Source organism: Paraburkholderia sp. J41, assembly GCF_905220235.1.
Lineage (GTDB): Bacteria > Pseudomonadota > Gammaproteobacteria > Burkholderiales > Burkholderiaceae > Paraburkholderia.
In genome coordinates this window covers 129,336-146,484 of the sequence record NZ_CAJMZE010000002.1, presented here as the reverse complement: position 1 = coordinate 146,484, position 17,149 = coordinate 129,336, and the positions used below count along the sequence as shown (strand labels likewise).

At 62.1% G+C, this 17,149-nt stretch carries 17 protein-coding genes; 12 read left to right on the top strand and 5 right to left on the bottom strand.

Going from position 1 to position 17,149, the window contains the following annotated elements; genetic code table 11:
* Positions 1 to 95: 95 nt before the first annotated feature.
* A complete protein-coding gene (locus U5805_RS02575; protein ID WP_322101872.1) occupies positions 96 to 893 on the bottom strand; it encodes an NADPH-dependent F420 reductase in 798 nt (265 codons plus the stop codon).
* Between the two features lie 351 nt (positions 894 to 1,244).
* Here U5805_RS02575 and U5805_RS02570 point away from each other — a divergent pair, with 351 nt between their 5' ends.
* The 3 genes from U5805_RS02570 (at position 1,245) to U5805_RS02560 (ending at position 5,315) form a co-directional block, all read left to right on the top strand.
* The gene (locus U5805_RS02570; protein ID WP_322101871.1) at positions 1,245 to 2,087 is read left to right on the top strand and encodes an oxidoreductase; all 843 of its coding nucleotides are present in this window, start codon (positions 1,245 to 1,247) and stop codon (positions 2,085 to 2,087) included.
* Positions 2,088 to 2,089: 2 nt separating this feature from the next.
* Positions 2,090 to 3,040, top strand: coding sequence for an amidohydrolase family protein (locus U5805_RS02565; RefSeq protein ID WP_322101870.1), 951 nt, complete (start codon positions 2,090 to 2,092; stop codon positions 3,038 to 3,040).
* Between the two features lie 1,363 nt (positions 3,041 to 4,403).
* Positions 4,404 to 5,315 (top strand): HTH-type transcriptional regulator ArgP, encoded by a 912-nt coding sequence (locus tag U5805_RS02560; RefSeq protein ID WP_322101869.1) that lies wholly within the window; start codon positions 4,404 to 4,406, stop codon positions 5,313 to 5,315.
* A gap of 6 nt (positions 5,316 to 5,321) precedes the next feature.
* On the opposite strand, the gene U5805_RS02555 is transcribed toward U5805_RS02560, so the two are convergent.
* The 4 genes from U5805_RS02555 to U5805_RS02540 form a co-directional block, all read right to left on the bottom strand.
* On the bottom strand, positions 5,322 to 6,557 hold the full coding sequence (locus U5805_RS02555; RefSeq protein WP_322101868.1) for a sodium:solute symporter: 1,236 nt from the start codon (positions 6,555 to 6,557) through the stop codon (positions 5,322 to 5,324).
* Complete coding sequence (locus tag U5805_RS02550; protein ID WP_322101867.1) at positions 6,554 to 7,501, bottom strand: fatty acid desaturase; 948 nt, start codon at positions 7,499 to 7,501, stop codon at positions 6,554 to 6,556. Before U5805_RS02550 ends, U5805_RS02555 begins: the two co-directional genes overlap by 4 nt.
* Before the next feature lie 512 nt (positions 7,502 to 8,013).
* Entirely contained in the window at positions 8,014 to 8,223 is a 210-nt protein-coding gene (locus U5805_RS02545; RefSeq protein ID WP_322101866.1) for a hypothetical protein, read from the bottom strand.
* A 127-nt stretch (positions 8,224 to 8,350) separates the two neighbouring features.
* Positions 8,351 to 8,797, bottom strand: coding sequence for a helix-turn-helix transcriptional regulator (locus tag U5805_RS02540; protein WP_322101865.1), 447 nt, complete (start codon positions 8,795 to 8,797; stop codon positions 8,351 to 8,353).
* Positions 8,798 to 8,853: 56 nt separating this feature from the next.
* Here U5805_RS02540 and U5805_RS02535 point away from each other — a divergent pair, with 56 nt between their 5' ends.
* From U5805_RS02535 to U5805_RS02495, 9 genes are all read left to right on the top strand, one after another.
* A complete protein-coding gene (locus tag U5805_RS02535) occupies positions 8,854 to 9,198 on the top strand; it encodes a helix-turn-helix domain-containing protein (protein WP_322101864.1) in 345 nt (114 codons plus the stop codon).
* A 34-nt stretch (positions 9,199 to 9,232) separates the two neighbouring features.
* The gene (locus U5805_RS02530) at positions 9,233 to 10,111 is read left to right on the top strand and encodes a ParA family protein (RefSeq protein WP_322101863.1); all 879 of its coding nucleotides are present in this window, start codon (positions 9,233 to 9,235) and stop codon (positions 10,109 to 10,111) included.
* Positions 10,108 to 11,883 carry a ParB N-terminal domain-containing protein gene (locus U5805_RS02525; protein ID WP_322101862.1) on the top strand — a complete coding sequence of 592 codons (1,776 nt, stop codon included), beginning with the start codon at positions 10,108 to 10,110 and terminating at the stop codon, positions 11,881 to 11,883. The genes U5805_RS02530 and U5805_RS02525 overlap by 4 nt, the downstream gene beginning before the upstream one ends.
* Positions 11,880 to 12,545 carry a hypothetical protein gene (locus tag U5805_RS02520; protein WP_322101861.1) on the top strand — a complete coding sequence of 222 codons (666 nt, stop codon included), beginning with the start codon at positions 11,880 to 11,882 and terminating at the stop codon, positions 12,543 to 12,545. Before U5805_RS02525 ends, U5805_RS02520 begins: the two co-directional genes overlap by 4 nt.
* A complete protein-coding gene (locus U5805_RS02515; protein WP_322101860.1) occupies positions 12,538 to 13,032 on the top strand; it encodes a hypothetical protein in 495 nt (164 codons plus the stop codon). Before U5805_RS02520 ends, U5805_RS02515 begins: the two co-directional genes overlap by 8 nt.
* Complete coding sequence (locus U5805_RS02510) at positions 13,029 to 14,552, top strand: hypothetical protein (protein WP_322101859.1); 1,524 nt, start codon at positions 13,029 to 13,031, stop codon at positions 14,550 to 14,552. The genes U5805_RS02515 and U5805_RS02510 overlap by 4 nt, the downstream gene beginning before the upstream one ends.
* Before the next feature lie 293 nt (positions 14,553 to 14,845).
* Positions 14,846 to 15,916, top strand: coding sequence for a PFL_4669 family integrating conjugative element protein (locus U5805_RS02505; RefSeq protein ID WP_322101858.1), 1,071 nt, complete (start codon positions 14,846 to 14,848; stop codon positions 15,914 to 15,916).
* A gap of 16 nt (positions 15,917 to 15,932) precedes the next feature.
* A complete protein-coding gene (locus U5805_RS02500; protein WP_322101857.1) occupies positions 15,933 to 16,409 on the top strand; it encodes a hypothetical protein in 477 nt (158 codons plus the stop codon).
* Positions 16,410 to 16,539: 130 nt separating this feature from the next.
* Positions 16,540 to 17,103, top strand: coding sequence for a single-stranded DNA-binding protein (locus U5805_RS02495; RefSeq protein ID WP_322101856.1), 564 nt, complete (start codon positions 16,540 to 16,542; stop codon positions 17,101 to 17,103).
* Positions 17,104 to 17,149: the final 46 nt, after the last annotated feature.

Genomic DNA, 17,149 nt, shown 5'->3' with positions numbered 1-17,149 from the left:
GTAGCCGAACGTTGCGAGGCACTAGCTGGATATCACTGACGATAGAGAGGCCCGACACAGATATTGCCTCAGCTCGCCGAGCTGACGAGCCATCCTTATAGCGACGCCAAGCCCACGCGTACCATTGCCAGCCAGGATCGTGGATTCAGCTTGTCCAATCCGACCGACAGGCGCGCGACGCGTACGAGATCAGTGACGGGAAAATCGGCGGGCAGCTTGGCCATTAGCTTCATCGCCTTGTCCCGATTCGCGGGCGCCCTTTTGCGATCGGCGCGGTTTAGCAACCCGGGAAGTTCGACGACCGTGGGATCTGTAGCGTAGGTCGGCTGGCCAGGCTGCTGCCGCCAGGATTGTGCGATTGGGCCAGCATCGAAGCCCGTGAAGCCCAATTGCTCGACGAGCACCATGATCATCGCACGCGCCTGCGGGTCGTCGGCCGCCACCGGCACCGCAATCCGATCACTTGCCGCCTTCGACCGGCCACCGTGCGCCATGCTGTAAGCGGTCATGCTGTTGAACGCCTTCACGACCGGCACCCCGATCTGCCGCGAGACCCACTCCGATTCCGGCATGCCGGCGTCGATCTCGTTGATCGTGCCTACCAGAGAAGGAACGTAATTCGCGGTATCGACCACCACCATCGAATGCGATCGGCCCACGAACAACGATTTCGGCAAGTCGACCACGCGCTGGATCGGGACAGCCAGAATCAGGATATTAGCGCTCGCTGCAACATCCTCGATGTTGACCGCCTCGGCTCCGGTTCGCCTCGCGAAATCCACCAGACTTGCGGCACCGCGCGCGTTCGCCACCCGCACCCGATACCCGGCATCAACAAGCCGTCGGGCCAGTGCCTCACCAACGTTTCCGGCTCCAACAATCCCAACTTGCATCGCCAACTCCGAATATTCTGGTAGCGCGCCATTTGATTATTTCCCGGATCTGGACAAGACGGCGCCTCTACGTCCCTTTGTATCACCGAAATAATTCCTTTGATGTGTTCGCTGCGGCAGGATATTGCTGAAGTCGTTACCAAAATTGCGGCGAAGAAACGTAGCGCTCGCACAAGCCTTTCGAAGTGAGAGAATTCAAGCCGTGGCGAGGGGACCGGTGGCTGCCGCGGTGTCGCGTCCTCTACCTGACCTCATGTCAAGTGAAGCCGACCGCACCGGCCGATGTGCCTAGCGAGCGAAATACCGAACTTGAGTGCTAGGCGCTCGGTATGCGCCCAATTGGAGATGCAAATGTCGCGTTCATGGCTGATTACCGGCTGTTCAAGCGGATTCGGACGCCGACTCGCCAGCGCGGCGGCAGCACGCGGCGACCGCGTGCTCGCAACGGCCCGGAACTCGGAAGCCGTCTTTGATCTCGTTGCCGCCTTTCCGGACTTGGTCATCGCGGCTCAGCTTGACGTGACGAAGCCGGACACCGCCGCCGCTGCAGTTGCTAAAGCCAAGGCCTCGTTCGGAGGTATCGACATTCTCGTAAATAACGCGGGTTACGGGCTGATCGGCGCGGTCGAGGAAGGGGCTCCGGACGAATATCGGCCGATGTTCGAGGTCAATGTCTTCGGGCTGATCGAAACCACGCGCGCGGCGCTCCCGGCCTTGCGTGAGAAAGGCGGTACGATAGTCAACTTCTCGTCCGGCGCCGGCATCGCTGGAAGCGCAGGCTCCGGCTTTTACAATGCGACGAAGTTCGCGGTCGAGGGCTTGTCCGAAGCGCTTGCAGAAGAACTCCGGCCTTTCGGTATCCACGTCATCATCGTCGAACCCGGCCCGTTTCGTACCGAATTCCTTGGACGTTCGATCACCGTCGCCGCACTTGAAATGCCGGAATATGCCGGCACCGCTGGGCAACGTCGTCATTACCGCGATGAAAGCGATGGCCACCAGCCAGGCGATCCCGACAAGGCGGTCGCCGTGATCCTCCGTGCGATCGACGCGACTGCGCCACCGCTCCACCTTCCCCTTGGTCCCATTGCGCATACCACCGCCGAGCACAAGCTCGCGAGCTTCCGGCGCGATTTGGACCGTTGGAAAAGCGTTGCTATCGCCACAGATTTCGAAGCCGACAACGAGGCATGATCATGACAAGCGCGGACCGCATCGACGTCCATCAACATGTCGTGCCCCCTTTTTGGGCCGAAGAGCTGCCGTCCCATGGCGGTGACCCATCCGGATGGCACAGTCCGGACTGGTCGCCTGAGGCTGCGCTCCAATTCATGGATCAAGAGCAGATCGCAACCGGTGTGCTTTCTCTGACAGCACCGGCCGTCAAAGGGTGGGACGGGGCCGAGCGGCGCGACATGGCGCGGCGGGTCAACGAATACACGGCCGAGCTCGTGGAAAAATATCCAGACCGCTTTGGTAACTTCGCGACGCTTCCGTTGCCAGATGTCGAGAGCGCTTCGGCGGAAGCTGAGTTTGCGCTCACCCAGCTTAAGGCTGACGGCGTGGTCCTGCTGACAAGCTATGACGGTGTTTACTTGGGGGATGCGAGCTTTGCGCCGCTCTGGGAGGTCCTGAACCAGCATTCAGCGGTCGTGTTCATCCATCCCGGCGCTCCTGCCATCAAGGTACTGGACGGCATGCCCGGACCCGTTGTCGATTATCCGTTCGACACCACGAGGACCGCCGTCCACCTCGCTATCAACGGCATGCTCGACCGCTATCCGAACCCAGAAATCATTCTGTCCCATGCAGGCGGCTTCCTGCCTTATGCCGCGCATCGGTTCGCCGAGCTTCTGTACGCGCTCGCTCCAAATGGGCCAAGCACAGAGGATCTGCTCCAGCGGTTCGGGCGGTTCAATTTCGACACGGCTTTGTCGTCTGGACCCGCCGCGCTACCCAGTCTTCTTGCGTTCTCCGGCATCAATCGCGTGCTCTATGGCAGTGACTTTCCTTACGCGCCCCCGTCCGTAGGAGCGTCGTTCACTGTCAAGCTCGATCGCTACTCCGAGATTGATGACGACGCGCACGCAGCGATTAACAACGGCAATGCTCGACGTCTGTTTCCGCGTTTGAGCAAGTCGCGATGAAGGTTGAGCTTGCCAGCTGGCCACGACCGTGCTCATGCGGCTGCTGATCGTGTGCGCGATACAGTGACGCTGGATAGAATGCTCAGAACCGATCGTCGTTAGCAGTGCTTACGTTCGAACGCAGCTGATCCGTGGCCTCGTGCTAGGGAATTTGGCGAGCGTGTGCCGCTGATGCGGACCACCCGCCGTGCGCCCAGTCATATCGAGGACCACCTATGAATACTGCATATTCGGTCCCTGCTTACGCTGCTCGCAATCTCGACAAGTTCGCATGCCGCGGCAACGTCACCCTCCCCACGTGCGGCCGCGGCCGTGAGGGTCATGGAGGAATTCCCCATACCCGTCGGCTTCCCGCCGGGATGCCAAGCTGTGGACGGCGCACGTATCTCGTTGCCGCCCGTCGACGAATTTGTTCGAAAGCACGCGGCCGAGTTTGGCGGTAGTTCGACCTAGGCAAGTGTCTTGCCGTAGGAGTTAACTTTGAGCGTCGTATACCGCGATTGTCACGATCGAACAAGCAGCGTTCGCCAGGATAAAGTAACTCCTTGCCAGCGTGCGCTGGCTTGCCGCCGTCATGGCTGCGAGCAGTCTTGATCCGGCGGCCGCGGTGTTTGCACAGGCTCGCACGGGAAGTGCGGGCACCAGCAATGAAATGCCGCTCCACTGCGCGCTTCCAACGTTCGCACATGGTTGCAATCGTCGAGCTGCGATGGCGCCGATGCGCGAAGGCGCGAAGCTATTAAGGTCATCATGATGAAAATGGGCGTGCGCGGCGGGGCGGCTCCGTCAGACCGGGTGCTTTACGTCAAGCCCGTCAATGTCTCTGGTACGGCAGCGGACATCTTGATACGTCGCTGGCAAGCCTTTCCACGCTGGCAACCGAGCTCATGACAGTGACGGCTACATCGGCGTGTTTCAGGCGATCTGGGGAACCTACCACTCCGACGGCGATTTCCAGCTCGTTTCGCATGCGGTGGGGGCGCACAGGTGAGCCTGCATCAAGGAGACCGTCATTTCTGGAGACGATTGAGGGGCCGGCAGAAAGAGTGCGCGAGTCCAACGGCCGCGTCGGCATCGATTCGCACATCCATCTGATATCTACCACTCTGATAACACTTCAAAATTCCCGTCCGGCGCTAATGGTTGATGCACTCTCGAGGGCCTGTCCCAAAACACCGTACGACGTACCAGCGTGGGGGCCACATATGGGCTTAGTGTTTGTGTTCGAAGGTGCAGCCGGCAAATTCTTTTCGCGTTGTTACCGCAAGTTCATACGCAGCGGCTGCGTCCCACCTGACGTCGGTGCGTATTGGCTGCAGGCGGGCTGCACATGTCGAATTGAAAGGTCGCGAAGGAGAATGTCATGCTGGATCGGCAGCAACTGGAAACATTCGCCACCGTCCTGGACTGCCAGCATTTCAGGAAGGCAGCGGAGATACTACATATATCGCCAGGAGCCGTGACTGCGCGGGTAAAGAGTCTGGAAGCCGCGGTCGGCGTAACGCTGCTGTTGCGCGAGCCGACGGTTACACCGACTCACGCAGGTGAAGTGATCCTACGGCACGTCATGGCTGTGCGCCTGTTTGAGGAGGAGGCGTTCCGGCTCATCAAGCCGGGCGCATTCCCGCCGGTGAACATTGCTGTCGCTGTAAATGCTGATTCACTCGCGACCTGGTTTGAGCCTGTTTCGTGGCAACTTGCTGCGCAGCACATCGGGCTCGAAATCATCGTTGACGATCAGGACCATACGGTCACTTCCCTGGTCCGCGGTGACGTCAAGGGTTGCATCTCGACACAACGCGAGCCGAGTCTTGGATTCCAGGTCGATTTTGCCGGAGGGATGCGCTACCGCTGTGTAGCGACCCCGGGGTTTGTCGGAACCCATCTGCCCACGGGCATGACGCTGCCAGCCATACTGGATGTTCCGGCGATACTGTTTGATCGCAAGGACGCGATTCACGACAAATTTCTTTCGACCTTCTTCAGGGTGGAGGTCGCCAGGTACCGCAAGCATTATTTCCCGTCGCCAACGGCGTTGCTGAACGCAATCCTGAATGGGCTAGGCTATGGTCTGGTGCCAGAGATGCAGATCGGCGCGTTGCTGGAATCGGGTGAATTAGTCGAGCTTACTCCTGGGCATAGTCTCCTGCTCGAGCTCTACTGGCATCACTGGGAATCGGAGCCTGAGCCCCTCGCGAAGATCACCGCCCTGGTCATGGAGCACGCCCGACGCAGCCTTGCCCAAGAGATTCATACGACCGGCGCTGGCAACTGAGCCTGGTTACGATCGAAGACCTCGTTCGCCGGGGGCAAAATAATGTATCAGCAGCGGACAGGCGGATGCTGGCAGCCCCGCCACCAAAAACGCCCAGCCGGGGACGTTGATGACATGCGTCCAGGACAGTGTTGCCGTAAGCAAGGCAACCGTGGAGCCGGAGATCATCATCGCTGACGCACAGCGCGGCGTAACCCGGTGTCCGGCCTGATCGAGGATGAACAGAATCCCCACGGCGGAAATATAGATGGTGTTCAGTGAGATGATAGTTGAAACGATCGGCTGGCCGTCGATGGCAATGGCCGAACAGAACGCCAGAATCAGACTCCGGCAGGCGATCGGGTGTTGGTGCATGAGAGGATGTAAATCTGTCAGTGCGGTGCCCATCGCACGCGTCAGAGCCGTCCCGGATCCGAGTGCTGCCAGCATGATCACGCCGAGACAGAACGGGCCGGCAAGTCCGCTGGAGTGGAGCATGATGTAGGGGATTGCGCTGGCGTAGTCAGTCAGCCCAGTCAGTTTTCCGCTACGCAGTGTCGCCACGACCGTCGCGGCGGGTAAAAAACCGGCAGCGACAAGAAAGATGCCGGCGAGGATGCAGCCCAGCCAGGCATCGACAGGTCGACGCGCTGCAATGACGAACTGCTGATAGTCGGATCCGGTGACCACGAGGAATCCGATGGAGATCACTGTGGCTAATGTTGCAGCAGGAGGGGCGGACTGTACCTCGTGGATGAACGACGGCCACGCGTAGTGGTAGATTGGGAGCCCTCCCGACGTGACAAGAGCATGCAGCAATATCAGGTTGCTGGCGAGCAAGCCTACCGTAAAGAAGAGGGCGGCAACGCCGAGCTCAATGGAAGAGATTGCGAGCAACGCAACGGCAGTGACCAGGACCGAGGGGTATGTCGTCAGTCCAGCGGTCGAGAGCACGGCGACACTGCCGTGGATCTGCGCGGCAAGCACCCCGGACATCCAGACAACCGAGAGAACCGCGACGGCTCTCCGTACGACTGGACCATACTGGTTTCCAAGGATCTCCCAGATCGGCACGCCGCCATGCCAGAGCTTTCGTGCGATGAGCGCCAATGCGAACATGCCAAACGCCGTCACGATCGCATAGAGACTGCCCGCCATCCCGGAATGCACCGCCATTTCGCCGGAGCCGATCAGGAAAGCGATTCCACAGCTTGCCGACACGAGGAGCGCGGCAACACGAATTGCGCCTGGGCGGGTATTCACGTTTTTTCTCCTGAGTGAAGCGCCCATTCCCGCACGACTGCATCGGGGCTGGAAAAATACGAATGGCATATTCTTGCTGTGCTGGCGAAGCTTGGTAGCTCAAGCAATCTGCCCTGCGCTTCAGGCAGTCGATGATAGGGCACCGAGGGCATCAAATGATGCGTCAGGTGGTAGCCATTGTTGCGTGGGTGAATAACCCAGCGCCAGACGCTGCGCGACGACACGTCGCGCGTGTAGTTGAATACGCCACCGGGACGTCGTCCGAAGTGGTCGCAGAATTCGCGGAAGGTTGTAATCAGGTGGAGCACGGTGGCTCTGGCCACTATCCACAGGCCGACGAATGCGGCTGCCATGTGGAGCCCGGCGAGACGTGTCACGGCACCCATCGTGAACATCCACCAGAGCAGAATGCCGGCTTTCTGTGAGAGCGTGGCTTTTCTGGAGTGAAGGTGTCCGAGGATGGACGCTGCCCACGTGCGCGGCGTTATCAGGACTGTGAGGTAAGGTTGCCACCAGGCATTTCCGGATGCTGGACACACGTCAATGTAGTCGGGGTCGGCCTGCGGGTCGCCAAGCCATGCGTGGTGGCGGGCATGCGACTCACGATAAACGGCGAGACTGTTGAGTAGCGGGGGCGCAATGAACAGCCTGGCGAGTGCGTCGTTGAGTTCAGGCGAAGTCGCAAGGTTTCGATGAGCGGCGTCGTGAAGGAGATTGCCCAGCGCTCGCTGCCGGTTGCCGATCCATGCGATGACTGCCGGAGCACAATACCATCCGAAACGATGGAACAGAAACGTCGCGCCCGCGATGCTTAGCCAGTCGAAGACGATATCCGCGAGCACCCGTAAACCATTCGGTGCCGTCATGGCCTGATGTATGGCATTCCATCCGGGGAAAGCGGACCGGATGAGGTCCTGGTCATGGATGACAGCGCGATTCGTCATGAGCAACCTCGCCTGGGAACCAGTCGTAAATACCGTGGCCGACGCATCTCGTGCGCGTGGGGCCGGCGGCACAGGACTTTCATCTTAGGAAACGATGGGAGGTCGTACGGCCTGTTCAGCAAATTTGCACGGCGTTCAGACGCTGCAATCGGAATGCAGGAAAGCACATTGTGAGCGCTTGAATTTCGGATTGGTTGACTCGCGCACGAGCCCGTGCGGCCAGACAACACGGAACACGGCAGGACTGAAAACGCCGACATGAGACAGTGCTGTCGTATTTTTGACCTACCCAGTCCGTCATCGATTTGCCAGGGATTGCGAATGAGTTTTTGCTTTCCGATAGTTGCGCCATGACAACGAACCTGCCGCGATCGGGAAGATCAGCATTGCGGTTACTTCGCGGGTGGGATCGGTGGACGATCGCAGAGGCCCCCTCCGATGCATGTGAGGGTTGGTGGTCAAATGGCGACGGTCGGAGGGTAGTCGACAGATGTAGAGTCCGGCACGGGGTGCTAGCGACGTTTTTGATTGTTACCCTGTTGAAGTGAGATCCTGATGCGCATGCGGGATATGTTGCTGGGCACGACCAGGAGAATATGGACGGGCGGAGCGGGTGCGACCTCTTCGCTGGTTTCGGGGCGGTGGGGCGAGCGCAGGGCGTCGCGCTCAATCTCGTCGCAGAGTTCTTCGATTTCCTTTCGCACCTCGTTCAGACGACCCATGTTCTTCCCCACGGTGGATACGCGATGCGACAGAGTCTTCGCATACGCGATCAACAGTCACGTGTGAAGATTAGCCCGCCGGGGAGGTTTTCTGACCTTTGTTTAATATTTTTGCGCGTCGCTCACGTCAACGCGACGCCCGGGTCAGACGGTCGACCCGCGCATCGCTGAGAATGTCGTCGGCGTTCTCGCCGAGAAGCCGACATTGTTCGTACAGCAGCCCGATGAGCCGGGCCTTCTTTTTTGTTGCGAGCGGTGAATCCAGTCTTTTTTCGATCCGCTCTACGGTCGCCATGACGGCGTCGAGTGTCCGCTGGTCGAGACGGTAGCGCACATCGCGGTCGAAGAGCATCGCACCTTCGCCGGTGAGCAGCCACACGGGATCGATTGCACACTGTTCGTGCAGGGCACGCACAACGTCGATGGGTATGACGCGCTCGCCCCGCTCGTAATTTGCATAGGCGCGCAGTGATGTACCAAGACGTCCAGCCATCTTTTCCTGGGAGAGTTCGAGGTACCCACGGACCTGCGCGAGGCGTTGATGATATTCGGCGGGATCAACAGTGCTTGACATGTCTGCCCTGCGTTTCTAGAGTGAATCCGTGCCTTGATTATAGGCATCATTGAGTAGTGGACAAGTCTGGACGTGCCTGGACCAGCAGGGTAGTTAATGGACAGGTCGTGCATGTGTTGTGCTGCAGGGAGGCTCTCACGGTGACGCGCTTCTATACGCTGGAGGAGATTGCGCGCGAGTTGCATATCGCGCCCGCCACCGCGCGCAACCGGTTGACGCTGGGGCAACCGATGCCGCCGTCCATACGCGTTGGACGGCGGCGCCTCTTCCCGGTCGACGAATTCGAAAGGTGGATCGCGTCGCAAATGAGGCGGGCTGATGCCGGTGAAACATCTTCGGCAGAAGCACCATTGCTGCCAGACGTTTCTCTATCACGCTGTACCCCAACAGGCGAGTCCTGAGTTCAGGTCATGATGTTGCACTGGAACCTCCACCGTGCCGGTCGTTATCTCCTTCGTTTCCACCAAGGGCGGCGTCGGTAAGACGACCGTCGCCGCCAATCTGGGCGGCCTGCTCGCAGCCTTCGGCATGAAGGTCCTCGAGATCGACGCAGACGTCCAGCCAAGTTTAAGCAGGTTCTTTCCTGTCCATTACCGTTCACCGCGAGGGTTGACCGCCGTGGTGACCTCCGGGGGCAATCCGTCTGCGGACTGTATCAGTCGCACGATCTTCTCGAATCTGGACCTGATCTACTCGGACACCGCCGATGCCGGCCTTCAGACCTGGCTTAACCGGCGCGAAGACCGGTTAATGATCATGCGCCGCGCGATGCGCAGTCCGGTGCTTGAGTCCTACGATGTGGTGCTGATCGATACACAGGGCGCGGTGGGAGAGTTGCAGAAGTCCGCTGCGATGGCGGCGGACTACATGGTGTCCCCGGTCAAGCCTGACGCGCTGAGTGCAGGCGAGTTTGCGTCGGGTACCGTGGCGATGCTCGACGAACTGAACCGGCTGTCGGATTTTGGCGCATCGTCCCGTTCTGGCGACCTTCACGTGCTGATCAACGCGCACGAGAGAACCGTCAATGCCCGCGTACTCACGCAGACCCTGCGCGCGCAGTTCAGCACGGGGGCGAGGGTGCGCGTGCTCGATACGGTCATCCCTTCGGCTGCGGCCTATGCGGGTGCCGCAATGTCACGCATTCCTGTGCATGACTTCGATCGCAGGAGGTCCTTCCCGCGTTCGGCGTGGAATGTCATGCACTCGCTGGCATGGGAGCTGTTCCCCGCGCTGGCCGGGCGCTATGCCGACGGCGGTCCTGCCGGCGCATCCAATGCAATGCCGGGTCGTGCACCGCTGGAGCAAGTTGCGTGAACAGATCGACACACACGGTGCTCCCGCACGACTGGCCGCGTGGCGATCAGGAAGGCGATCCGGTGGAGCAGGCTGCGCTCAGGCTGGGCGTCGGTACGCCGTGGCCGCGAACCAGCGAGGTCGCGCTGGTATCGACCATCCGGCTGAAGGTGACGGAAGTCTCGACGTTCGAACGCAACCCGCGGCGGGCTTCGCCGGACCGCATCGCCGAACTGAAGGAATCGATCCGCATCAACGGCATCGAACAGATCGTGACCATCACGCGCCGACCATCGGAGACCCGATACGTCGTCGCCAAAGGTGGCAACTCGCGGCTGACGGCAGCCCAGTCGCTGTATTCGGAGGCGCGGGATCCCCAGTTCCTGTACCGGGACTTCCTGTATATCCCGTATCCAGGCGAAGCGAAGCTTCTCGCCGCCCACCTCCGGGAAAACGAACAGCGTGCGGACCTGTGTTTCTGGGACAAGGCGGCCGGCTACCTGGCGCTGAAGGCCGATCTGGAGCAGGAAAGGGGCGTCACCCTGTCACTGCGCGAATTTGCCCGTCTGCTGGCTGAAGATGGCGCACCGGTCAGTCATGTGCTGCTCTCGCTGTTCCAGTTCGCGACGCAGCGGCTGGCCGCACTCGGTCCCGCAACCCTGCTGCTTAGCCGCCGCAACGTGGTCGACGTCATTCAGCCAGCGATCGGTGCCCTGGCGCGGCTCGCGCGCCGGTTTGAACGTGATGATGACTGGTTGCAGCGTGAGGTTGTCAACGTGGCGCTGGAGCGGTTCGATCCTGAATTGATTCCCGGAGCTTCATCCGTTTCGACCCACGAACGGCCGCTCGATACGGACGCCCTGGTGGACAGCCTGCAGCGACACTGTGCCGAGGCGCTGAGCATACCGGCCAACGCCGTGAAACCTTTGCTTGCGCTGCTCACACGTGAGCCTGACATCTCGCCGCAGCAGTTACGCGAAGCAGCTGCCCAGGTGGCCAGTGGTGTGGGTCCGATCACTATGCCTGCGCAACGACCTCCGTTGGAACCGCCGGCTCGGGCAGTGGAGACAGCGCAGGAGGTCGGCGATGCGACGCTCAGCAGCGAGGATGATGCGAGATCATCTTCAACGTTTGCGCAGGACGAGGCGAGTCGACTTTCTTCGTCGCTCGCAAACGGCGCTGCAAACGAAGGCGACGGGAATGTTGCGGATGAAGCAGTTCTGGCGCCCGACGCAGATGCATCGCCGGTCGAGGGGCCGGGGGAGATCCAGGCGCGGGATGATCTTGCCGATCTGCACCGTGATATCCGCGCGTTCGCGACCCTGTGCGGCCTCGAGAACACATTGCGCGATGCCCCGGAGTTGCCTTATGGTTTTATGGCCGATCTGCCGGACCCGGAGCAGACCGATCCACCACTCGATACGCAGGCGAGGCAGCACGAGACAGGTTACCGGCGGTACGTCGGCTGGTGGTGGCTGGTGAACCTGTCACGGCAGAACACGCCCTGTGGGCTGACACATCTGCCACCCGGGACGCGTTTCGGTGAGATCACCGGAGGCGAGGAATGCTGGTCGGACGCGTGCGACACCCACATTGGCGAGCCGTTGCTCGCGGACCGGTTCGATCTCTTCTTCGACACGGCACTGAATCCTGACAGTGAGATTGGCGGCCGGTATCTGGAGCTGGTCGGGATCGCACGCGGATTCCGGGCACGCCATCCAGCCCGGTTCCTGCCGCCACGATGGACCGAACTGGACGCCGATGCGCTGCTGCGCAGGGGAGAGCGTCGATGAGTGACCATCTCCTGCCGCTGACGTATTCTCCGCTACAGCACATGACGTTGCTGCTGCTTGTGGCAAGCGTCGCCCGCGATGGAACGCAATGGACCAGCCTGAACAATAAGGAAAGCGAAGTTTCATGTGAAACACTCAACGGTGCGGGCCGTGACTTTGCTGTCGCTGTTCCCCGTGTCGTCGCCCGCGTGCTTGGTGATCCTCGCGTCACGCAACACGTGGATGACCTGATTGCCTCGGGCACGATACGGCTCTTTCTCGAGCTGGATCATCTCGTACGGCGGTGCGAACTGATCGAGCGGCAGTGGCGGGATGAGTCGCTGCTCGCCGGATTTGTCAGGGGGCAGGCGAGCCTGCCGATGATCCGCCGGTTTTTCCGGACCGCCACACGTTCGAGGGTGACGCAGTTGCGGCGGCAACTCGGCGTGTCGGCGCCGGTCAAACCACGCGGCTTAATTGGCACCGAGCTCGACGCCGTACTGGACACATGGCGGGACTGCTCCAGCATACCGGACGCCCGCGAGCGGTATCTCGCGATTTACGACTACTACGATGGCCGGTACACACTGGCCACGATTTTCTCCGCGCTCGATACCGGGCCGGAACAGCGCGCTTCTGACTGTCTGTCTTCATCGATCAGCAAGGAGCCGTGCGATGTTTGATATGCGTGTTGACCCCGAAGGAAATCTGCTACCCGGCAAGACGTGGGACGATTCACCGGGCCTGCCGCCCGCGCAGACCCACATGCTGCTCTCGATGCTCGACGCGCCGATCGCGATCGACCGGTGTTTCGTTGAGGCCTGCGAAGATTTCGTGGCTGGTGCATTGCTGACCGAACTCTCGGCGATCGAGAGCGAGACGACCATCCCCGGCGCCTGGATCACCGTCACGCCGGAAGATATCGAGCGACGTATCGCACTTCCAGCCTGCCAGCAGACTGCAGCGCTTCGTGTACTTCTCGATCAGGGACTCGTTGAGCATTGCCCATGCGCGACGCAGGCGGACGGGCTGCGCATCCGCTGGCCGGAACTGCTCGCGCTGATCAGGCGCCGCGCACAGGAGCGAACGGCCGGCATTCCGTGGCCGCCCAGGCGGCCTGATGATCCGTCAGCAACGGACGCCGCTGTGGCATCGGGAGTCCGGTCATGAGCGCAGCCGACTACCTGAATCACTTCGAGGACCTGTGGCTGCGCCTGAAACCCTTTCGTCCGATCGCCTTTGGTACACGTCTCGCGCGTATCACCGGGCATCCGAAGGATGCGATGCTGCTCTCGCAGATGGTCTACTGGACACGGCGCGGACGGGACGTCGGCGATAACGGCGGCTGGATTCACAAGACGCGTGAACACTGGCGCATCGAGACCGGCCTCTCGCGCGACGAACAGGAGGGCGCCCGCGCGCGCCTGCGGAATCTGAACCTGGTGTCGGAGTGGCGGGGCGGTCGCGCCGCCTGCCTGCATTACCGGATCAACGTCCCGCTGATGTCCGAACTGATCGAAGGGTGCTGCACATTTGTGCGCCGTCTGCCAATGAGTATCGAAGCGATGCGTGAGGACGAGTCCGCGGCGAGAGAGCTGCTCGGGCCTGTGGTGCCGTTCAGGCGTGCACTCGTTGACCTCACCGGCAGCTTCAATGCGGGCCTGGTACTCTCGCGCATGATCCAGGTCCAGCGGCAGACAGCGGACCGGCAGGGCATCTGGTTTGCGTTGACGGCGTGGGAGTGGAACCGCACCACCGGCATTAACCGGCGACAGCTCGACAACGCAAAGCGGCGGCTCCGGCAGATGGGCATATTGCGCGAGGTCCGATACGCGGGACGGGGTACACGCCTGTGGAGCCAAATCGACCCCGTCCGGTTGCAAGCGTTGCTGGACGAATTCGCCGCGCGCTCACCGCACCCAATGTCGACGACGATGGCCGGCGCCGCGGACGCAACCCGCATTCGTCCGCCAGTGCTCACGGACGTCGTGCCAGCTGTTACCCCGGGTAACACGGCCGATAGCGCAACTTCGCCATCGCCTGAATGCACCCTGCGCGTTGCTGCCACCATCGGAATTTCGCCGACCAGAATTCGCCGACCTGCGGTCGCGCGGGACGCGCTGTTACCGTCGGCGGGTTTGGTCCGTTACCGTTGGCGGCAAACGTACGGTCCCAACGCGCGCGCGTATACGAGGATTACATATTCGACTACAACCACCACCGGCGCGATCGCCTCGGGATGGGTGCGCCTGCTGGGGAGCGCACGGCTTGATGTGGGGATGGGTTTTCGAAGCAGCGACGATGAAGACGCGGCCGATCCAGGCGCGGGGGCATTGAACTGGCCTGCGGTCGTCAGTGCAGCGGAGCGTAGCCCCGTCCGCCAGTGTCTTGCAAGGGTTCCCGTGCGCGACCGGCAACTGCTGCTCGATGAGATGGCGGCAGGTCATCGGCATCAGACAGTGCGGTTCCCCGTCGCCTACATTGGCGAACTCGTGCGCCGGTATCTGGCCGGTGAGTTCGTGGCCACCCGCGCGTACCGTGAAGCCGAGGCTCGTGAGCGGTCGGGACGCGCTCGTCGCAATCCGGACTCTGACGACTCGCGGGTCACGCCTCCGGACATCGCCCGCGCCCATCTGGCGAGCCTGCGTACACAGCTCGGCCGCTGTGGTGCCGGAGCCCGTCATGTGTGACCGGAGCGTTTCCGTGTCGCCTGCTGCGCGTGTTACCCGGGGTAACAGCATCGCGGGCGGACCGGATCTGCCTTGCGTGTGCCGGAGCACGGCGGTGTTACCCGGGGTAACACCGCGGATTCAGCGATCCGGCGAAGCCACGTCAACCCGACCTGTTACCCCGAGTAACACGGCGCGGCAGGTAACACGCGTGTCGCGCATCGATCAGGAACGCCTGTTACCCCGGGTAACACGACCGGCCGATGGCTGGGACGCCGCGCCCGACCACCCGATTCCGTGAGGAGGACCCGCTCATGAGCAGCGAAACAATCCCGGCCGACGTGTCCCTTGACGCCTTTGCGCGCTCGGCGACGTCGCCGTTTCCCGATGGCTACGACATGGATGCCGAACGCCGCACCCTGACGCAGCTCCTGGCGTCCGACGACCCGGACCCGGCCGATCCGCTGTTCGGCCGCTACCAGCTCTTCCTTGAGCGTGAGGAGGCACTGCGTGACGCGCAGGCGCAAGACGCGTTGCGACAGTCGGCCGACCCGCTTGTGCCGACCACACAGGCGCTGGAGATCACGCGCATCGGGCAGCTCACGAGCGAGGGCGGCGATCGCATGCATCTGCATACGCGCGATGCCATGCGCCTTTTTCTCGGGCGCACCGTCGCGCCGGGCGAAGCGGGGCACCCGATGGCGGGCGGCCGGCGCGTCGCCGCCGCATTGCGTGCGCTCTGGTCCTTGTCAGGTAACGACAATCCGTACGCGGACTGGAAGCTCGTCGAGATCGCGGAGCGCATCGCCGGTATCCGACGCGCGGGCGAACTCGAACTGCAACATGCCATCGGGCTGCTCGATGCGGCACGGCAGAAGGGACTGGACTACACCATCCTGCAGTCGCGTGAACCGGCGAACGTGTCGCTGGGTTTCACGTCACCCTACGGCTACATGGTCGTCATGCTGCTCGTGGAACTCGATTACCTGGTGCGCGTGATCCGCTCGGCCGTGCTGCGCGACCTGCTGGCTTCCGGAGACGGGCAGCGACGGATTGGCTCGGCGAAACACCGGTGCCTGTCGGTGTTCCATTTCGCGGTGCACTGCCAGCGCGCGCTGACCCGTCCCGAGATGCTGCCGCTTGCGCGCCACGACTTCCTGCCGGGCGCGGAGACCGCCGCAACGCGTCGGGTCGAAGCGGCGAGAGCGTTACTCGGAGCGATCCCGCGCGACGTCTTCACGGGCGAGCGGCAGCCGCGGCACAGCCGGCGGCGCGTGAACCGGCTCTCGGAAGCGGAACTGCGCCTGCTCGACAGTGTGCCGTTGTCCGGGGATGCCGCGGATGTCGCCGACGCGAAAGCTGCCGCAGACACGCTGGTCCAGTAATGCGAGGGCTGCGGCAATGACGAACCGGTTTCCGCCTCTGGATCGACGTTCAAAGGCCTTTAAGGGTAAGGGGGAGGCGGCCCTTTTGCTGCCTGTCGCCCAGGTGGCCGGGCGCAGCGCCTTTCGCGTGCTGCTTCGCACCTACGAATACTGGCTTGAGGAGACCGTGGCCGAGATGCAGGCGCTGGCACGCGAGAGCAGCGAAGCGGGGCTCGATGCTTCGCTGCGTTGCGCGCGCATTGCACTGGCAAGCGGCGCGACGCGCCACCGTCTCGACTGGTTCCTGCACGGCGAGCCGCATGCGGTGCCGTACTCGCGGGTGCAGTCCTGTTTCAGCCGGATACCGGCACCGCTGCGCGCTTACCTGCAGCAGTGCCATTCGCGCGCGAAGGAGCTCAACGCGCTCGAATCCGTGTTCCGTTATGCGGCGAGCCAGCTCGCGATGTATCTGGAGCACGGCACGGTCAAGGTTCGTCGACGCGACGACACGTGACCTGCGTGCTGACATTCGCCGGTGCAACACCCGCGGGATCCTCAGGCTGACGCAGAGCGGCCCTTCACAACAGCAGGCAGTGGACAGCGCGTTCGATTCACCGGGGCAATCCTGATGAACGGAGTCCGCTATGGGCATCTATGCAGAACTGGTCGGCAACGTGCTGGCGTCGCCGACGATGAAACAGGTCAACACGGCCGGCGGCACGCGTCGCATTGTCGAGCTACGTGTCATGTCGGCCAGCTATCGGCGCCTCGATGACGGCACGCTGGAGCAGCGCGACGGGCGCACCTTTCCCGTCGACGTAACGGTCTGGAACGAGCGTCTGACCGAACGCGTCCTCCAGCACATCCGCACCGGCGCCAGCGTCGTCGTACGGGGCGATCTCTACGTCAGTCCCTGGATCACCCGCGAGAACGAGGCCGATGCCGGCGCGCACATCGACGCGGAATCCATCTCCCTGAATCTCGTGCGCATTGACCAGGTCGTGTACCGGCCGCGCCAGCCGCGGGATGGGGGTGATCAGGCCCAGGACGGCGCCCCGGACTCGGGCAGCCCGGACGACGATCCCGCGAACGGTGCCGGTCCCCACCCCGAGCGACCGCAGGACGACGCGACAGGGGACAGCTCCGGTGCACCGGAGCAGCCAGCTGGCCGGCGGCCGCGTCGTGCATCGGGTTCCGCAACCCGGTAGTTCATGTTGCCTTTTGCCCGCACGGGTGATTCAACACGCTCCGTGT